Genomic DNA, 14,968 nt, shown 5'->3' on the forward strand with positions numbered 1-14,968 from the left:
CATGTCACGGACACGCATACGCACCCTCGTCATCGCCGTCTCGGCGGTCCTGCTCGCCGGCGCCTGCGGCTCGGGTGGATCGGGCGACGGATCGACCTCGTCGGGCAACGCCAAGGTGAAGATCGGTGTCATCCCGATCGTCGACGTCGCACCCATCTATCTCGGCCTCGAGAAGGGCTTCTTCACGTCGGAGGGCCTGGACGTCACCCTCGAGACGGCGCAGGGCGGCGCGGCCATCGTGCCCGGCGTCGTCAGCGGCCAGTACCAGTTCGGCTTCAGCAACACCACGTCGCTGCTGCTGGCCGAGTCCAAGGGCCTGCCGCTGAAGGCGGTCTCCTCCGGCGTCGCCTCCACCGGCACGCCCGGCAAGGACTTCGGCGGTGTCGTCGTCAAGGCCGACAGCCCGATCAAGAGCGCCGCCGACCTCGCCGGCAAGCGGGTGGCCGTCAACACCCTCAAGAACATCAACACCACGACGATCAACAAGGTGGTCCGGGACGCCGGCGCCGACCCCACCACCATCAAGTACGTCGAGCTGGCGTTCCCCGACATCGTCCCGGCCATCGCCAAGGGCGACGTCGACGCCGGCCAGCTGGTCGAGCCCTTCCTGACCATCGCGACGGGGCAGGGCGACCGCCAGGTGGTCTCCAACTACGCGGGCACCGACCCCGACCTCACCGTGGCGATGTACTTCACCTCGCAGAGCTACGCCAAGCAGAACCCCGAGGCGGTCGCCGGCTTCACCGCGGCGATGGCCAGGTCGATGGAGTACGCGACGGCGCACCCCGACGAGGCGCGGGCCGCGCTGACCACGTACACGAAGATCGATCCGAAGGTGCAGCAGGCGCTGATCCTGCCGCGGTGGCCGGCCGCCGTCGACCGCGACTCGGTGCAGCTGCTGGCGGACCTGGCCGAGCAGGACGGCCTGATCACCGAGCAGCCCGACCTCGAGACCCTGTTGCCCTGATGACCACGGCACCGGCACTCACCGCCGCGCCCGGCGCGGGGCGGTGGCGCCGGCCGGCGCTCGGGCTGCTCGGCGCCGTCGTGGAGGCCCTGCCCCGGCTGGCCATCGTGGACGAGCGGTTCCTGCCGCCGTTCAGCACGATGGCCCGGGCCCTGAAAGGGCAGCTCGCCGTCGCGGAGTTCTGGACCGCGCTGGGACAGACGCTGCGCGGGTGGGCGCTCGGGCTGGCCATCGCCATGCTCGCCGGGATCGCGGCGGGCGTGGTGATCGGCAGCGTGCCGGCGCTGCGCGCCGTCACCGCCTCCACCATCGAGTTCCTGCGCCCGATCCCGTCGGTCGCCCTCATCCCGCTGGTGGTCCTCGTCTACGGCAGCAGGCCGCAGTCGGCGCTGGTCCTGGTCGTCTACGCGGCGTTCTGGCAGGTGCTCGTCCAGGTGCTCTACGGCGTCGCGGACGTCGACCCCGTCATCCGCGACACCGCCCGGTCGTACCGCTTCTCCCGCTGGGCGGTGGTGCGCACTGTCGTCTGGCCGACCGCGATGCCGTACGTCGTGACGGGCTTCCGGCTGGCCGCCGCGGTCGCCCTGATCCTGGAGATCACCGCCGAGCTGATCATCGGCGTCCCGGGGCTGGGCCGGTCGATCGGCGTGGCGCAGAGCTCCGGCGCCGTGGCGCAGACCTACGCGCTCGTGATCGTCGTCGGGCTCGTCGGCGTCGCCGTCAACGCGTCCGCCCGGTCCGTCGAGCGGCGCGCCCTGCGCTGGCACACCTCGGTGAGGAGGGACCTGTGATACGCCGGGCGCTGGTCGCCCTCGGACTGCCGGCCGTGCTGATCGTGCTGTGGTGGCTCCTGTCCGCGAACAGCACCAGCTTCTTCTGGCCGCCGCTGTCCGACATCGTGGCGGCGTTCCCGCGGACCTGGACCGCCGATCCGATCCGGAACGACGTGCTGCCCAGCCTCGCCCGGCTCGCCGCCGGCTACCTGACGGCCCTGGTCGCCGGCGTCGCCGCGGGCACGGCGATCGGCTCGTCGCGCACCCTGCGGTCCCTGGCCGAGCCGGCGCTGGAGTTCCTGCGGGCCGTGCCCCCGCCGGTCCTGATCCCGGTCATCGCCCTGTTCGCCGGCTACACCGGCTGGACCGCCAAGGTGATCGCGATCGCCCTGGGCTGCGTGTGGCCGATCCTGCTGAACACCGTGGAGGGTGTCCGCTCCCTCGACGAGGTGCTGCGCGACACGGCCCGCTCCTACCGGCTGGGCCGGTCGGCGACCCTGCGGCACGTGGTGCTGCGCGGATCCAGCCCGCTGATCGCCACCGGCGCCCGCCAGGCGCTGTCCATCGGCGTCATCCTCATGGTCGTCAGCGAGCTCTTCGGGGCGAACCGAGGGCTGGGCGCGGCGATCGTGCAGTTCCAGCGCGGCTTCGCCATCCCGCAGATGTGGACCGGCATCGTCCTGCTCGGGCTGCTCGGCGTGACCCTGTCCGGGCTGTTCCGCCTGGTCGAACACCGATACCTGGCCTGGTACCGCGGGCTGCGCCAGGCAGAACGAGGAGTGTGACAACGTGACCCCAACCGCCGCCCTCGACGTGGCCGGGCTCGCCAAGACCTACGCGGGCCACGGCGAGCCGGTCGAAGCCGTGCGCGACCTGACCTTCCGGCTCGACAAGGGCGAGCTGGTCTGCATCGTCGGCCCGTCGGGCGCCGGCAAGACCACCCTGCTGCGCTGCGTGGCGGGGCTGCTCGAGACCACCGGCGGCCGGATCAGCCTCGACGGCGCCCCGGTGACCGGCCCGCCGGCCGGCATGGCGGTGGTCTTCCAGGAGTACGGCCGCAGCCTGTTCCCGTGGCTCACCGTCCGCCGCAACGTCGAGCTGCCCCTCAGGGAGAAGGGGCTGTCCCGCGCCGAGCGCACCGCCAAGGTCGACGCCGCCCTCGACTCGGTCGGCCTGCGCGACAGCGCCGACGCCCATCCCTGGCAGCTGTCCGGCGGGATGCAGCAGCGCGTCGCCATCGCCCGCGCGGTCGCGTACGAGCCGAGCGTGCTGCTGATGGACGAGCCGTTCGCCGCCGTCGACGCGCAGACCCGAGCCGACCTCGAGGACCTGGTGCGCCGGCTCTGGCGCCGGCTCGGCGTCACCGTCCTGTTCGTCACGCACGACATCGACGAGGCGGTCTACCTCGGCGAGCGGGTCCTGGTCCTGTCCAACCGGCCTACGGTGGTCCTGGAGGACGTCCGCATCGACCTGCCCGACGACCGCGATCAGCTGGCGACCCGCTCGGCGCCGCGCTTCGCCGAGCTGCGGAGTCACGTGTACGGGCTGATACAACTGGCGAAGCAGGGTCACCGGCCGGACACCGCGTAACCTGCGATGACCGACCGAACTACACGGCGACACCGAGGAGGAGTACCGACCCGATGGACGTGCTGAACGAGCTCCGGGCGGCCATCCTGCGCGGCGAGTACGCGCCACGCCAGCGGCTCATCGAGACCGAGCTGGTCGAGCGGTACGCCACCAGCAGGTTCGTGCTGCGCAACGCGCTCACCCGGCTGGCGAACGAGGGCCTGGTCGAGCTCCAGCCGAACCGCGGCGCCCGGGTACGCGAGATCTCCCTCGACGAGGCGATCGAGATAACCGAGATCCGGCGCGCCGTCGAGGGGCTGGTGGCGGCCCGCGCCGCGGAGCGGATCACCGACGCCGAGATCGCCGAGCTGCGCGAGCTGGGCGGCCGGATGACCGCGGCGGTGGAGAGCGCGGACATGCTGCGCTACTCCGAGCTCAACGCGCAGCTGCACGCCCGGGTCCGGGCCATCGCGCAGCACGCCTCCGCCACGAAGATCATCGACCAGCTCAACGGGCAGCTGGTGCGCCACCAGTTCCGGCTCTCGCTGGTGCCCGGGCGCCCGTCGGTGTCGCTTCCGGAGCACCTGGCCATCGTCGAGGCGGTCTGCGGGCGGGACCCCGAGGCGGCCGAGCGGGTCATGCGCGCGCACCTGACGAGCGTGATCGACGCGCTCACCAAGTTCGCGGCGGCCCCGGCGGCGTCGCGATTCCCCGCGGCGTTGGGTGTGGACTGACGCGGGTCAGCCGCCGACGCCGAACGCGGCGCCGAGCCCGGTGAGGTCGACCGGGCGCCGGGCGTGCTCCGGTACGTGCTCGATCAGCGGGCGCATCGCCTCCAGCGCGGTGAGGATCTGCCGAGCGACGATCTCGACGGGCTGCATGGCGTCGACGGAGACCAGGATGCCGCGCTCTGCGTACCAGGTGACGATCGGATGGGTCGTCTCGTGGTACAGCGCGAGCCGCCGGCGGATCACCGGCTCGGTGTCGTCGGCGCGGTGCTCCAGGGCCGCGCGGGCGAGCAGCCGCCGCAGGAGTTCGTCGTCGTCGGCCTTGAGGTGCAGCGCGACGCTCGCCGTCATGCCGAGGGTCTGCGCCGTCTTGTACAGCTCGCGGGCCTGCGTGATGTTGCGGGGCATGCCGTCCAGGACGTACCCGCCGCCGCTGTGCTTGGCCGTGACCATCGCGTCGCGGACCATGTCCAGGACGATCTCGTCGGGCACCAGGTCGCCGTTGTCCAGGTGCTCGCGGACCGCGAGGCCGAGCTCGGTCCGCCGGGCCACATGGTCCCGGAGCAGGTCGCCGGTGGCGATGTGCGCGACGTCGAAGTGCGCTGCGATCACCGCGCCCTGCGTACCCTTGCCCGCGCCCGGTGGCGCGACCATCAACACCCGCATCACGCCGCCCTCCGGTCGCCGGGCCCTGCGACAGACGCTCAGGCTACGGCATCGGCGGCACCCGGCCGGAAAGATCCGATAGCCCGCAGCGGATGGTATTAGGCTCGCTCGCATGCGGCTGGTCCATGTCACCGATCTGCACTTCGGCGCCGAGGACCCCGGCGTCGTGGCCGGCCTGCGCGCGGACCTGGCCGCGCAGGACATCGACCGGGTGCTGGTGAGCGGTGACCTGACGATGCGGGCGCGCACCGGGCAGTTCCGCGCGGCGCGGGCGCTGCTGGAGTCGATCGGCCGGCCGTGGACCAGCGTGCCGGGCAACCACGACCTGCCGCTGGACCGGGTGCTGACCCGGGCGGTACGCCCGCTCGCCGGCTACCGGCGGTTCGTCGACGCCCAGCCGCAGCCGATGCTGCACGCCGACGGCCTGCAGGTGCTGGGGCTGAGCACCGCGCGGCCGTACCTGTGGAAGAACGGGCGGGTGGACGCCGGGCAGGTGGCCCGGATCGGCGGCGCGTTCACCGCGGCGGCCCGGCTGCGGGTGCTGATGGTGCACCACCCGGTGTTCCGGTCCGCGCAGCGCCCGGGGCTGACGCTGTTGCACGGCGCGGACCGGGCCCTGCGGGCGGCGGCCCGGGCCGGGGTCGACGTGGTGATCTGCGGGCACGACCACGTGTCGGCGCAGGCCGACCTGTCCCTGACCCGGCCGGGCCTCGGGCGGCACATGATCGGCGTGATGAGCGGCACGGCCTGCTCCCGTCGGGTCCGGGCCGGCGAGAGCCAGTCGTACACGGTTCTCGAGCTGTCCGGCGAGCGGCTGTGCGTGCGCGTGCGGCACTGGCGCGACGGCCGTTTCGAGACCCGGTCGGAGACCGAATGGCGGCGGGCCGAGGACGGCTGGCACGCCTGACGCGGCGCGCGCCGGGGGTACGATCGGCCTACCGAGGGAAGGCGGCGATGGCGGCATGCTCGAGGTGGACGTCGCCATCATCGGCGCCGGGCCGTCTGGGCTGTTCGCGGCCTACTACGCCGGCTTCCGGGGCCTGCGCGTCGCCGTCATCGACACGCTGCCCGAGCCGGGCGGGCAGATCACCGCCCTGTACCCGGAGAAGGAGATCCTCGACGTCGCGGGCTTCCCGACGATCAAGGGACGCGACCTGGTCGCCAACCTCGTCGCGCAGGCCGAGCCGTTCGCGCCGCACTACCTGCTCGGAGTGCGCGCGGAGACGCTGTCCCATCCCGACGGCGCGCCGGTGCTGGGCCTTGCGGACGGCTCGCGGGTCGCCGCCGGCGCCGTCATCATCACCGGTGGGCTGGGCGGATTCACCCCACGGCCGCTGCCGGCAGCGGACGGATACCAGGGCGCCGGCGTGGTCTACTTCGTGCCGCGGCTGGACGCGCTCGCCGGCCACCACGTGGTCATCGTCGGCGGCGGCGACTCGGCCTTCGACTGGGCGCTCGCGCTGCACCCGCTGGCGAAGTCGGTCACCCTCGTGCACCGCCGCGACCGATTCCGGGCGCACGAGGCGACCGTCGAGCGGGTCCGGGCGCTGCCCGTGCGCATCCTGGTGAACGCCCAGGTCACCGCCCTGCACGGCGACGGACGGGTGACCGCCGCCGACATCGCCGACAACCAGGGTTCGACGCACCGGGCCCCGGCGGACACCGTGGTCGCCGCGCTCGGCTTCACCGCCGACCTCGGCCCGCTCGCCGGCTGGGGCCTGCGGCTCGACCGGCGGCACATCGTGGTGACCAGCACGATGGCCACCAACCTCCCGCGGGTGTTCGCCGCCGGCGACATCGCCGACTACCCCGGCAAGGTCCGGCTGATCGCGACCGGCTTCGGCGAGGCGGCCACCGCGGTCAACAACGCCGCCGTCGCCATCGACCCGGCGGCACACCTCTTCCCCGGGCACTCCTCGGAGGGTTCCTGACCCGGCCCGCCGGCCGATGGTCCAGGTACTAGGCTGCTGACGTGCCGGAGGCCGAAGGGATCAGGGCCGACGAGCGGCTGCGCCAGCTCGAGGCCGTCACCGACATGGCCCTGTCCAGGCTCGCCGTCGCCGACCTGCTGGACGAGCTCCTCGACCGGGTGCGGGACCTGCTCGACGTCGACACCGCGGCGATCCTGCTGATGGACGTGCACGCCCGGCAGCTCGTCGCGACCGCGGCCAAGGGCCTCGAGGAGGAGGTCCGGCGCGGCTTCCGGGTCTCGGTCGGCCGCGGCTTCGCCGGCCGGATCGCGCAGACCCGGCAGCCGCTGGCCATCAGCGACGTCACCCCGGACGACGTGGTCAACCCGGTGCTGCTGGACAAGGGCATCCGGTCACTGCTGGGCGTGCCCATGTTCGCCGGCGACGAACTCGTCGGCGTCCTGCACATCGGCAGCCTCACCCACCGGGATTTCACCCCCGACGACGTGCACCTGCTGCGGCTGGTCGCCGACCGCGCGAGCATCGCCGGGCAGATGCGCTCGAGCAAGCTCGACCAGGCGGCCGCGCTGGCCCTGCAGCGCAGCCTGCTGCCGGCGCAGCTGCCGGGCGTGCCGGGCGTCGACATGGCGGCCCGCTACGTGCCCGGGCACGACTTCGGCATCGGCGGCGACTGGTACGACGTCTTCGGCCTGCCGTCGGGCTGGCTGGGCGTGGTCATCGGCGACGTGTCCGGCCACGGCCTGGGCTCGGCCGTCGTGATGGGCCGGGTGCGCAGCGCGCTGCGGGCGTACGCGCTGGTCTGCGACGACCCGGCCGCCGCGCTGACGCTGCTGGACCGCAAGGTCCACCACTTCGAGACCGGCAACCTCACCACGGCGCTCTACGGCATGATCTCCCCGGACCGCACCGAGATCCATCTTTCGACGGCCGGGCACCTGCCGCCGGTGCTCGCCGCGCCCGGCCGCCCGGCGTACATACCGAAGCTGGCCGTCGGTCCGCCGCTGGGCATCGGCCCGCCGGCGGCGAGCCGCTCGACCACGGTCATCGATTTTCCGCCCGGCGCCGTCCTGGTCTGCTACACCGACGGGCTGGTCGAGCACCGCGGAGAGGTCATCGACGTGGGTATCGAGCGCCTGACCGCCGCGGTCCGGACCGACGACGCCGAGACGGTCTGCTCCACCATCATGGCGAGCATCGGCACGGAGCAGCCGACGGACGACGTCGCCCTGCTTGCGGTGCGGCGGCTGCCGCCGGTCTGACCGGGCGCGGCGGTCAGCTCGCCATGTGCAGGCGGATGCTGGTACCCGCCGGCGTCGTGTGCACCCGCACGAGGTCGCAGAGCTCGTTGGCCAGGACCAGGCCCCGGCCGCCCTCGGTCCGCGGCAGCGGCACGATGCGGCCCGCGAGCGGATCGAGCAGGCGCCCGCCGTCGTCGATCTGGCAGACCAGCCGGCCCGGCTCGGTCCACACCGCGATCCGGCCGCCGCCGCCGGCGTGCTCGACCGTGTTGGCCGTCAGCTCGTTGGCGGCCAGCACCAGGTCGTGCGCGCGGTCGGCGCCGAGCACGCCGGCGGCGTGACCGAGCACGAACCGGCGCACCGCCGCGAGGAGCAGCCCGCCGTCGTACTCCATGGACGCGGCGCCGGGCGGCACCGGCGGTAGCGGCAGGTTGAAGCCGGCGGCGGTCGCGAGCGGATCGGCGTACGCCCCGCTCGGCCGGCGGGCGCCGCCGTCGAGCATGACCGGGTGGGTGCGCCAGGCGTCCCGCACGGCGGTCGCGGGAAGCCCGGTGACGTCGTACGGGCACAGGATGGCGGCGTCCCGGCCGGCGAACACGGCGTTGACCAGCGCCTCGTGCGCGGCGCAGGCCGGGTACTCGAGCTCGGTGCGGCCGGGCCAGATCGGTTCGCCGACGATCCAGGCACGCCGTCCGGGATGGGCGGCCGCGAACGCGAGCAGGACGCCGGGGATGATCCGGCCGGGGTTGCGGCCGACCACCGACATGTCGGCGAAGCTGACCTCTCCCGCGGCCTCGGCGAGTGCGCCGCGCAGCAGGTCCAGGCCCGGATCGGGCACGGCGACCAGCACGGGGTCGCCGGCCTCGAGGGCGGAGTGCACGAAGGCGGTGGCGCCGGACAGGTACTCGCCGGGGTCGCGGTAGAGCAGACCCCGATGATCGAAGGACCCGTGGCCGGGCACGACCACTTGCGCCTCCTCGGGCCCCGCGCCCGCCCGGTCCGGCACGGACGTCGCGCCAACCGTACCCGCCGGGCGCCGGGGCCGCCCGCCGCGGGAACCGCCGGTCAGAGGAAGACGCCGTCCAGCACCAGGTCGATCGACCGTTCGCCGGCGACGACGCCGCTCACCGCGTCGCCGGTGGACTCCGTCGCGCCACGCACCATGGTGACCAGCAGGATCAGGTCGTCGGGCACGAGGTCGTGGCGGACGTACCCGCTCTCCTGCGCGCTGCGCAGCGGCGGCGAGAGGGCCGCGATGGCCCGCCGGACGTACCGGTTGCGGGCGCCGGGTTCGAGGCGCTGCGCCAGCAGCACCAGCGGGCGCATCGTGATCAGCGTGCGCAGCAGCTCGCGCAGCAGGGCCCGGAACAGAGCCGGCCGCTCGACGCTGGCCGCGGCGGCCACCTCCAGCCCCTGCAGGTGATGGCCGATGACGGCGACCGTCAGCGCGTGCCGGTCCGGGAAGTGCCGGTACAGGGTGGCCTGGCCGACGCCCGCGCGGCGGGCGACCTCGGGCATCAGCGCCGGCGGCTCGGGACCGCTCAGAACCTCGCTCGCGGCCGCGATGATCGCGGCCCGGTTGCGTTGCGCGTCCCGGCGACGCGACGTCTGGACTCCGTACATCAAAGGCCACGCTCCCTCCGGGCGGACCCCCTACGTTACCGGCCGGTAACGAGAATGTCACCGTCTTCAATTTCTCGGTACCGGTTCCTACGCTGCCGCCACCACCAGCGCTGCAGCAGCCGTTACCCGGCGGAAACAGCGCACCGTCACCCGAGGAGTGCGCATGGTGCCAGGCCGCTCGACTCCGCTCGCCGCCCTGCTGTCGGTGCTCGCCGCCGTCGCCCTGTCCGTCCCCGCGACCCCCGCGACCGCCGCACCGGCGCCCGTGACCCGGGCCGCGGCGGCCGTGGCGACGACACCCGTCCGGTTCGTCGACATACCCGGCGCCGGGGTGACCCTCAAGGCCAACTACGTGGCGCCGTCCGCCGCGGGCCGATACCCGGCCATCGTCTTCCCGGCCAGCTGGGGCCTCAACGACCTCGAATACCTCGCCCAGGCGAAAGTCCTCGCCGGGCGGGGCTACGTCGTCGTCTCGTACACGCCGCGGGGCTGGTGGAGCTCCGGCGGGGAGATCGACACGGCCGGGCCGAAGGACATGAGCGACCTGTCCAAGGTGATCGACTGGGCGATCGCCAACACTCCGGCCGATCCGGCGCGCTTCGGCACCGCGGGCATCTCGTACGGCGGCGGGCTCAGCCTGCTCGGCGCGGCCTTCGACCGGCGGATCCGCACGGTCGCGGTGCTGAGCGGCTGGACCGACCTGCCCTACTCGCTCTACGCGGACTCGACCCGGCACCGGCAGTCGGCCGCGCTGCTCAAGATCGCCGCCGACCTGCTCGGCAACCCGGGCCCGGAGCTGACCGGCAAGCTCGACGACTTCGCCGCCAACCGCAACGCCGACCAGATCCTCGCCTGGTCGCAGGTCCGCTCCGCGGAGACCTATCTCGACGCCCTCAACGCCAACCGGCCCGCGGTGATGATCGCGAACGGCTGGGGCGACTCCATCTTCCCGCCGAACCAGCTGGTCGACTTCTACGGGCGGTACACCGGACCGAAGCGCCTCGAGCTGCGCCCGGGCGACCACGCGATCGCCGAGCTCACCGGCATCCTCGGATTGGACAACGACGTGTGGAACAGCGTCTACCGCTGGTTCGACCAGCACCTGGCCGGGATCGATACCGGCATCGCCGCCGAGCCCGCCGTCCAGGTGAAGCCCTACAACGCCGGCACCGAGCGGTACGCGGACTGGGCCGCCCTCGCGCCGTCGACCAGCCGGTACGAGCTCGGCCACATCCGCGACTGGGACGACACCGGCCTGCTCGGCGGCGCGCGGGAGACGGGCTGGCACAAGACCATCCCGACGGACCTCAACACCAACGCCGACGGCGGCGTCGTCCTGCTCACCAACGGCATCGCCGCCCTGACCGGCGAGCAGCCGTCCATCTGGCTGCCCACCGTGAACCGGAACCGGGCCGGGGTGTGGGCGTCGGAGCGGCCAAGCTCCCCGCAGCGGATCCGGGGCATACCGAAGCTGCACCTGGAGCTGACCGGCACGGCGGCCAAGGGCACCGTCGTCGCGTACCTCTACGACCTCAACCTGATCGGCACCGCCAAGCTGATCACCCACGCGCCCGCCACCTGGCTCGGTACGAGCACCGGCAACCGGACCATCGACCTGGACCTGTCGGCGACCGCGTACGACCTGCCGGCCGGGCACTCGCTCACCCTGGTCGTCGACACCGTCGACCCGCTCTACTACGACGAGAACGCCGCCGGTGGCTCCGTCACCATCGCGGCCGGGTCCTACCTGGACGTCCCGGTCCGGTAGTCCCGAACCGCCCCCTCCGGCGCCGGCCCCCTCGTGGGTGCCGGCGCCGGCTTTTATCCATGCTTGTCGATCCGTGCCTATAATGGCGCCAATTCGAACAAAGTCTGCACACCTTGTGACGTTGTGAACGTTCACTCGGGAGCATGATGGAGGGAGTGATCGATGAGGCGAAGTGCGGGCGGGCGCCTGCTGGCCGTCCTGCTGACGAGCGCAACGGCGGTCGGCGCGACGGTCGCGGTGGCGGACGCCGCGGCGGCCGGGTGCCGGGTCGACTACACCGTCGCCAGCCAGTGGGGCGGCGGCTTCACCACCAACGTCGCGATCACCAACCTCGGCGACCCGGTCACGTCGTGGCGGCTCACCTTCGCGTTCGGCCGCGACGAGCGGGTCGCGCAGGGCTGGAACGCGACGGTCACCCAGTCGGGCACCCAGGTCACCGCCGTCAACGCGGCGTACAACGGGTCGCTTGCGACCGGGGCGGCGACGAGCTTCGGCTTCCAGGCGAGCGTCACCGGCACGCACACCCCGCCGGCGTCCTTCGCCCTCAACGGCACCACCTGCACGGGCGCGCCAGTGCCGACCACCGCGCCGACCACCGCCCCGCCGACCACGCCACCGACCACCGCGCCGACGACCGCGCCGCCCGCGAGCGGCTGGAACCCGCCGGCCAACCTCGTCACCGGCCTCAACCAGGTGTGGCAGCACCAGGAGAGCACCTACTCCAACCTGTACGGCTTCCGTAACTACGGCTGGGACCAGGTCATGGCCAACCGTGGTTACCTGAACTACTGCGTACGGTGGGACTCGTCGGCCCGGGTGAGCACCGCACAGCGCGACGCCATCCACGCCGCCCTCAAGCGCCAGGTGAAGAAGTGGATGGACGTGATGGCCGGGCACAACGGCTGGCCGTACCAGGAGGTCCCGGTCAACATCGTCGGGTGGGCGGTGCGTGACCGCGCACAGCTCGAGTGGACGGACAACTCGGTCGACATCTACGTCAACGACATCCGCGAGAACGCGCCGCAGTGCGCCGCGCCGTGCGGCCGCTTCTTCAACCAGTCCGGCACCTACCCGAACTGCCCGGGCGGCGCGGCGCGGCACTACGACCAGTCACTGTGGCTGACCGCGGGGTTCGGCGGCGGCGCGGGCGGCGACTGGGGACAGCGGGTCGGCAGCGAGTACTTCCTCGGCGCGGTCGGCCAGGAGAACATCCACATCTTCCTGCACGAGGTCGGCCACACGTTCGGCCTGGACGACTTCTACGACTGGAGCCCGGACGTCGGTGGCTTCCTGATGAAGGCGGGCAGCGCCACGCAGATCACCGAGTTCGACAAGTGGATGCTGCGCGACTGGTGGCGCCACCTGAAGAACCGATACGGGTACTAGGGGGCACCGGGCGCCCGGCGTTCGATATACGGTTGTCGATATGAAGTTCTCGGCCCGGATCGCCGTGGCGCTCGCCCTCAGCGCCGCCGCCCTCGTACCCGCGGCACCCGCCGCCGCCGCGACCGCGCCGGTCGCCGTCTTCACCCGCGTCTCGCAGTGGCCCTCCGGATACGTCGGCAACATCACCGTCCGCAACGACACCGCGGCCGCGATCGACGGCTGGCGGGTCGAGTTCGACCTCGCCGCCGGCACCCGGGTGACCAGCTCGTACAGCGGCGTGTTCACCCGCGCCGGCGACCACTACACGGTCCGCAACGAGAGCTGGAACGGCACCATCGCGCCGGGAGCGTCGGAGACGTTCGGCTGGGTCGCGGAGGGGCAGGGCACGCCGACGGGTTGCAAGCTCAACGGCGTCGACTGCGCCGGGGTGCCCGCGGACCACACCCCGCCGGCCCGCACCGGGCCGCTCGCCTTCGACATCAGCGCCGGGCTCACGCTCACCTGGGCGCCGTCGGCCGACGACAGCGGCGCGGTCGCCTACGAGGTGCACGAGAGCGGCCGGCTGCTCGCCACGGTCGCCGGCACCCGGTACGTCTACTCGAACGGGCCGGCCCTGCCGCCCCGGATCTACGTCTTCGCCGTCCGCGCGGTCGACGCGGCGGGCAACCACTCGCCGTACTCGTACCGCTCGCTCGGGCAGATCTGGCGCGGCGACGAGATCCCGGCCGCGCCGAGCGGGCTGCGGGTGGACACGCCGGCCGCCGGCCTGCTGCGGCTCTCGTGGACCGGCCCGCCCGCGTCGTCGCAGATCTCCATTCCCCCGGTCGCCGGCTACGAGGTCTCCCTGGACGGGGCCACCGTCGGCCAGACCGGCGACGGCTGGATCATCGTGCCGGCTCCCCCGGCCGGCACGCACAGGTTCGGGGTGCGGACCATCAACGCCGTCGACCGGTACTCGACAGTGGCAGAGCTGAGCTACGTCGCTCAGTCGTGATAGGACCTAGGGATGGGTCACGCTTACGACGTCATCGTGGTCGGTGCGCGCTGCGCCGGGTCGCCGCTGGCGATGCTGCTGGCGCGCCGGGGACACCGGGTGTTGCTGCTGGACCGGGCGACGTTCCCCAGCGACACGGTGTCGACCCACCTGATCCATCCGCCGGGCGCCGCCGCGCTCAAGCGGTGGGGCCTGCTCGACCGGGTCACGGCGACCGGCTGCCCGCCGATCGGGCGCTACACCTTCGACTTCGGGCCGCTCACCCTCGGCGGTGCGCCCGGCACCCCGGACTCCCCTTTCGCGTACGCGCCCAGGCGTACGGTGCTCGACAAGATCCTGGTCGACGGGGCCGCCGAGGCGGGCGCGGAGGTCCGCGAGGCGTTCACCGTCGATGAGGTCCGGGCCGGCACCGGCGAGCTGAGCGAAGTGCACGGCCGGGACCCCGGCGGGGCGCCGGTGGTGGAGCGGGCGCGGGTCGTCGTCGGCGCCGACGGGCGCAACTCGGTGGTCGCCAAGGCCGTCCGGCCGGGCCGGTACCACGAGCGACCGCCGCTGACCTGCGGGTACTACGCGTACTGGAGCGACCTTCCGCTGGACGGCACCTTCGAGATCTACAGCCGGCCGGGTCGCGGCTGGGCGGCCTGCCCGACCAACGACGGCCTCACGATGGTCATCGGCGGCTGGCCCTACGCGGAGCTGGCCGAGCACCGCGACGACATCGAGGGCGCCCTGAACCGGACCTTCGCGCATGCGCCCGAGTTCGCCGAGCGGCTGCGCGGCGCCACCCGCGAGTCGCGGTTCGCCGGCGCGTCGGTGCCGAACTACTTCCGCACGCCGTACGGTCCGGGCTGGGCGCTGGTCGGCGACGCCGGCTACAACCGCGACTTCATCACCGCGCAGGGCATCACCGACGCCTTCCTCGACGCCGAGTCGTGCGCCGGCGCGCTCGACGAGGCGCTCGGCGGCGGGCGCCCGTACGACGAGGCGATGGCGGCGTACCAGCGGGTCCGCGACGACCGGGCGCTGCCGATGTACGAGATGACGGCGCAGATCGCCGCGCTGGAGCCGCCGGACGCCCAGATGATCCAGCTGGTCACGGCCATGCGGGGCGATCAGTCGGCGATGGACGCGTTCGCACGGGTCAACTCCGGCGCCACCTCGCCCGCCGAGTTCTTCGCGCCGGAAAACGTTGCACGCATCATCGGCCGGGCGGCGCAGACCCGGTAGCCGCCCGTCCCGATCACCCTCACGTGTTCGTCCCATGTCGCCACATTGATCGCTGTGTCATCGTGGGACCACGTTGCGCTCAAGTGATCTGGGGGTGG

General features: G+C 72.9%; 15 protein-coding genes. 12 read left to right on the top strand and 3 right to left on the bottom strand.

Annotation, left to right across the window (positions count from 1 at the left end):
* Position 1: 1 nt before the first annotated feature.
* The 5 genes from ACIBSW_RS37925 to ACIBSW_RS37945 are packed head-to-tail and all read left to right on the top strand — an operon-like array spanning position 2 to position 4,043.
* Positions 2-967, top strand: coding sequence for an ABC transporter substrate-binding protein (locus ACIBSW_RS37925; RefSeq protein ID WP_354720286.1), 966 nt, complete (start codon positions 2-4; stop codon positions 965-967).
* Positions 967-1,758: an ABC transporter permease gene (locus ACIBSW_RS37930; RefSeq protein WP_354720288.1), complete on the top strand. Its 792-nt coding sequence runs from the start codon at positions 967-969 to the stop codon at positions 1,756-1,758. Before ACIBSW_RS37925 ends, ACIBSW_RS37930 begins: the two co-directional genes overlap by 1 nt.
* Entirely contained in the window at positions 1,755-2,525 is a 771-nt protein-coding gene (locus ACIBSW_RS37935; protein WP_354720290.1) for an ABC transporter permease, read from the top strand. The genes ACIBSW_RS37930 and ACIBSW_RS37935 overlap by 4 nt, the downstream gene beginning before the upstream one ends.
* 4 nt (positions 2,526-2,529) lie before the next feature.
* The gene (locus tag ACIBSW_RS37940; protein ID WP_354720291.1) at positions 2,530-3,330 is read left to right on the top strand and encodes an ABC transporter ATP-binding protein; all 801 of its coding nucleotides are present in this window, start codon (positions 2,530-2,532) and stop codon (positions 3,328-3,330) included.
* Between the two features lie 53 nt (positions 3,331-3,383).
* Positions 3,384-4,043 (top strand): GntR family transcriptional regulator, encoded by a 660-nt coding sequence (locus ACIBSW_RS37945; protein WP_354720293.1) that lies wholly within the window; start codon positions 3,384-3,386, stop codon positions 4,041-4,043.
* Between the two features lie 6 nt (positions 4,044-4,049).
* On the opposite strand, the gene ACIBSW_RS37950 is transcribed toward ACIBSW_RS37945, so the two are convergent.
* Positions 4,050-4,703 carry an adenylate kinase gene (locus tag ACIBSW_RS37950; protein WP_354720337.1) on the bottom strand — a complete coding sequence of 218 codons (654 nt, stop codon included), beginning with the start codon at positions 4,701-4,703 and terminating at the stop codon, positions 4,050-4,052.
* A gap of 112 nt (positions 4,704-4,815) precedes the next feature.
* Between ACIBSW_RS37950 and ACIBSW_RS37955 the strand changes: the two genes are divergently transcribed.
* The 3 genes from ACIBSW_RS37955 to ACIBSW_RS37965 are packed head-to-tail and all read left to right on the top strand — an operon-like array spanning position 4,816 to position 7,893.
* A complete protein-coding gene (locus tag ACIBSW_RS37955; protein WP_354720295.1) occupies positions 4,816-5,610 on the top strand; it encodes a metallophosphoesterase in 795 nt (264 codons plus the stop codon).
* A 55-nt stretch (positions 5,611-5,665) separates the two neighbouring features.
* Positions 5,666-6,634, top strand: coding sequence for an NAD(P)/FAD-dependent oxidoreductase (locus ACIBSW_RS37960; protein WP_354720297.1), 969 nt, complete (start codon positions 5,666-5,668; stop codon positions 6,632-6,634).
* A 41-nt stretch (positions 6,635-6,675) separates the two neighbouring features.
* Positions 6,676-7,893 (top strand): GAF domain-containing SpoIIE family protein phosphatase, encoded by a 1,218-nt coding sequence (locus ACIBSW_RS37965; RefSeq protein ID WP_354720298.1) that lies wholly within the window; start codon positions 6,676-6,678, stop codon positions 7,891-7,893.
* 13 nt (positions 7,894-7,906) lie between these two features.
* Here the strand turns inward: ACIBSW_RS37965 and ACIBSW_RS37970 are convergent, their stop codons facing one another.
* On the bottom strand, positions 7,907-8,839 hold the full coding sequence (locus ACIBSW_RS37970) for an anti-sigma factor RsbA family regulatory protein (protein WP_354720300.1): 933 nt from the start codon (positions 8,837-8,839) through the stop codon (positions 7,907-7,909).
* A 98-nt stretch (positions 8,840-8,937) separates the two neighbouring features.
* Positions 8,938-9,495, bottom strand: coding sequence for a helix-turn-helix domain-containing protein (locus ACIBSW_RS37975; RefSeq protein WP_354720302.1), 558 nt, complete (start codon positions 9,493-9,495; stop codon positions 8,938-8,940).
* A gap of 163 nt (positions 9,496-9,658) precedes the next feature.
* Between ACIBSW_RS37975 and ACIBSW_RS37980 the strand changes: the two genes are divergently transcribed.
* The 4 genes from ACIBSW_RS37980 (at position 9,659) to ACIBSW_RS37995 (ending at position 14,870) form a co-directional block, all read left to right on the top strand.
* Complete coding sequence (locus ACIBSW_RS37980; RefSeq protein WP_354720304.1) at positions 9,659-11,263, top strand: CocE/NonD family hydrolase; 1,605 nt, start codon at positions 9,659-9,661, stop codon at positions 11,261-11,263.
* 162 nt (positions 11,264-11,425) lie between these two features.
* On the top strand, positions 11,426-12,649 hold the full coding sequence (locus ACIBSW_RS37985; RefSeq protein ID WP_354720306.1) for a cellulose binding domain-containing protein: 1,224 nt from the start codon (positions 11,426-11,428) through the stop codon (positions 12,647-12,649).
* Positions 12,650-12,689: 40 nt separating this feature from the next.
* A complete protein-coding gene (locus tag ACIBSW_RS37990; RefSeq protein WP_354720307.1) occupies positions 12,690-13,643 on the top strand; it encodes a cellulose-binding domain-containing protein in 954 nt (317 codons plus the stop codon).
* 12 nt (positions 13,644-13,655) lie between these two features.
* On the top strand, positions 13,656-14,870 hold the full coding sequence (locus ACIBSW_RS37995) for an NAD(P)/FAD-dependent oxidoreductase (protein ID WP_354720309.1): 1,215 nt from the start codon (positions 13,656-13,658) through the stop codon (positions 14,868-14,870).
* The last annotated feature ends 98 nt before the right edge of the window (positions 14,871-14,968 follow it).

Source organism: Actinoplanes sp. NPDC049668 (assembly GCF_044465445.1).
Classification (GTDB): domain Bacteria; phylum Actinomycetota; class Actinomycetes; order Mycobacteriales; family Micromonosporaceae; genus Actinoplanes.

Excerpts from the sequence above, each read along its gene's own strand:
- ACIBSW_RS37925 (WP_354720286.1), top strand. The coding sequence starts at position 2 with ATGTCACGGACACGCATACGCACCCTCGTCATCGCCGTCTCGGCGGTC.
- ACIBSW_RS37930 (WP_354720288.1), top strand. The coding sequence starts at position 967 with ATGACCACGGCACCGGCACTCACCGCCGCGCCCGGCGCGGGGCGGTGG.
- ACIBSW_RS37945 (WP_354720293.1), top strand. The coding sequence starts at position 3,384 with ATGGACGTGCTGAACGAGCTCCGGGCGGCCATCCTGCGCGGCGAGTAC.
- ACIBSW_RS37950 (WP_354720337.1), bottom strand. The coding sequence starts at position 4,703 with ATGCGGGTGTTGATGGTCGCGCCACCGGGCGCGGGCAAGGGTACGCAG.
- ACIBSW_RS37955 (WP_354720295.1), top strand. The coding sequence starts at position 4,816 with ATGCGGCTGGTCCATGTCACCGATCTGCACTTCGGCGCCGAGGACCCC.
- ACIBSW_RS37960 (WP_354720297.1), top strand. The coding sequence starts at position 5,666 with ATGCTCGAGGTGGACGTCGCCATCATCGGCGCCGGGCCGTCTGGGCTG.
- ACIBSW_RS37975 (WP_354720302.1), bottom strand. The coding sequence starts at position 9,495 with ATGTACGGAGTCCAGACGTCGCGTCGCCGGGACGCGCAACGCAACCGG.
- ACIBSW_RS37980 (WP_354720304.1), top strand. The coding sequence starts at position 9,659 with ATGGTGCCAGGCCGCTCGACTCCGCTCGCCGCCCTGCTGTCGGTGCTC.
- ACIBSW_RS37985 (WP_354720306.1), top strand. The coding sequence starts at position 11,426 with ATGAGGCGAAGTGCGGGCGGGCGCCTGCTGGCCGTCCTGCTGACGAGC.
- ACIBSW_RS37990 (WP_354720307.1), top strand. The coding sequence starts at position 12,690 with ATGAAGTTCTCGGCCCGGATCGCCGTGGCGCTCGCCCTCAGCGCCGCC.
- ACIBSW_RS37995 (WP_354720309.1), top strand. The coding sequence starts at position 13,656 with ATGGGTCACGCTTACGACGTCATCGTGGTCGGTGCGCGCTGCGCCGGG.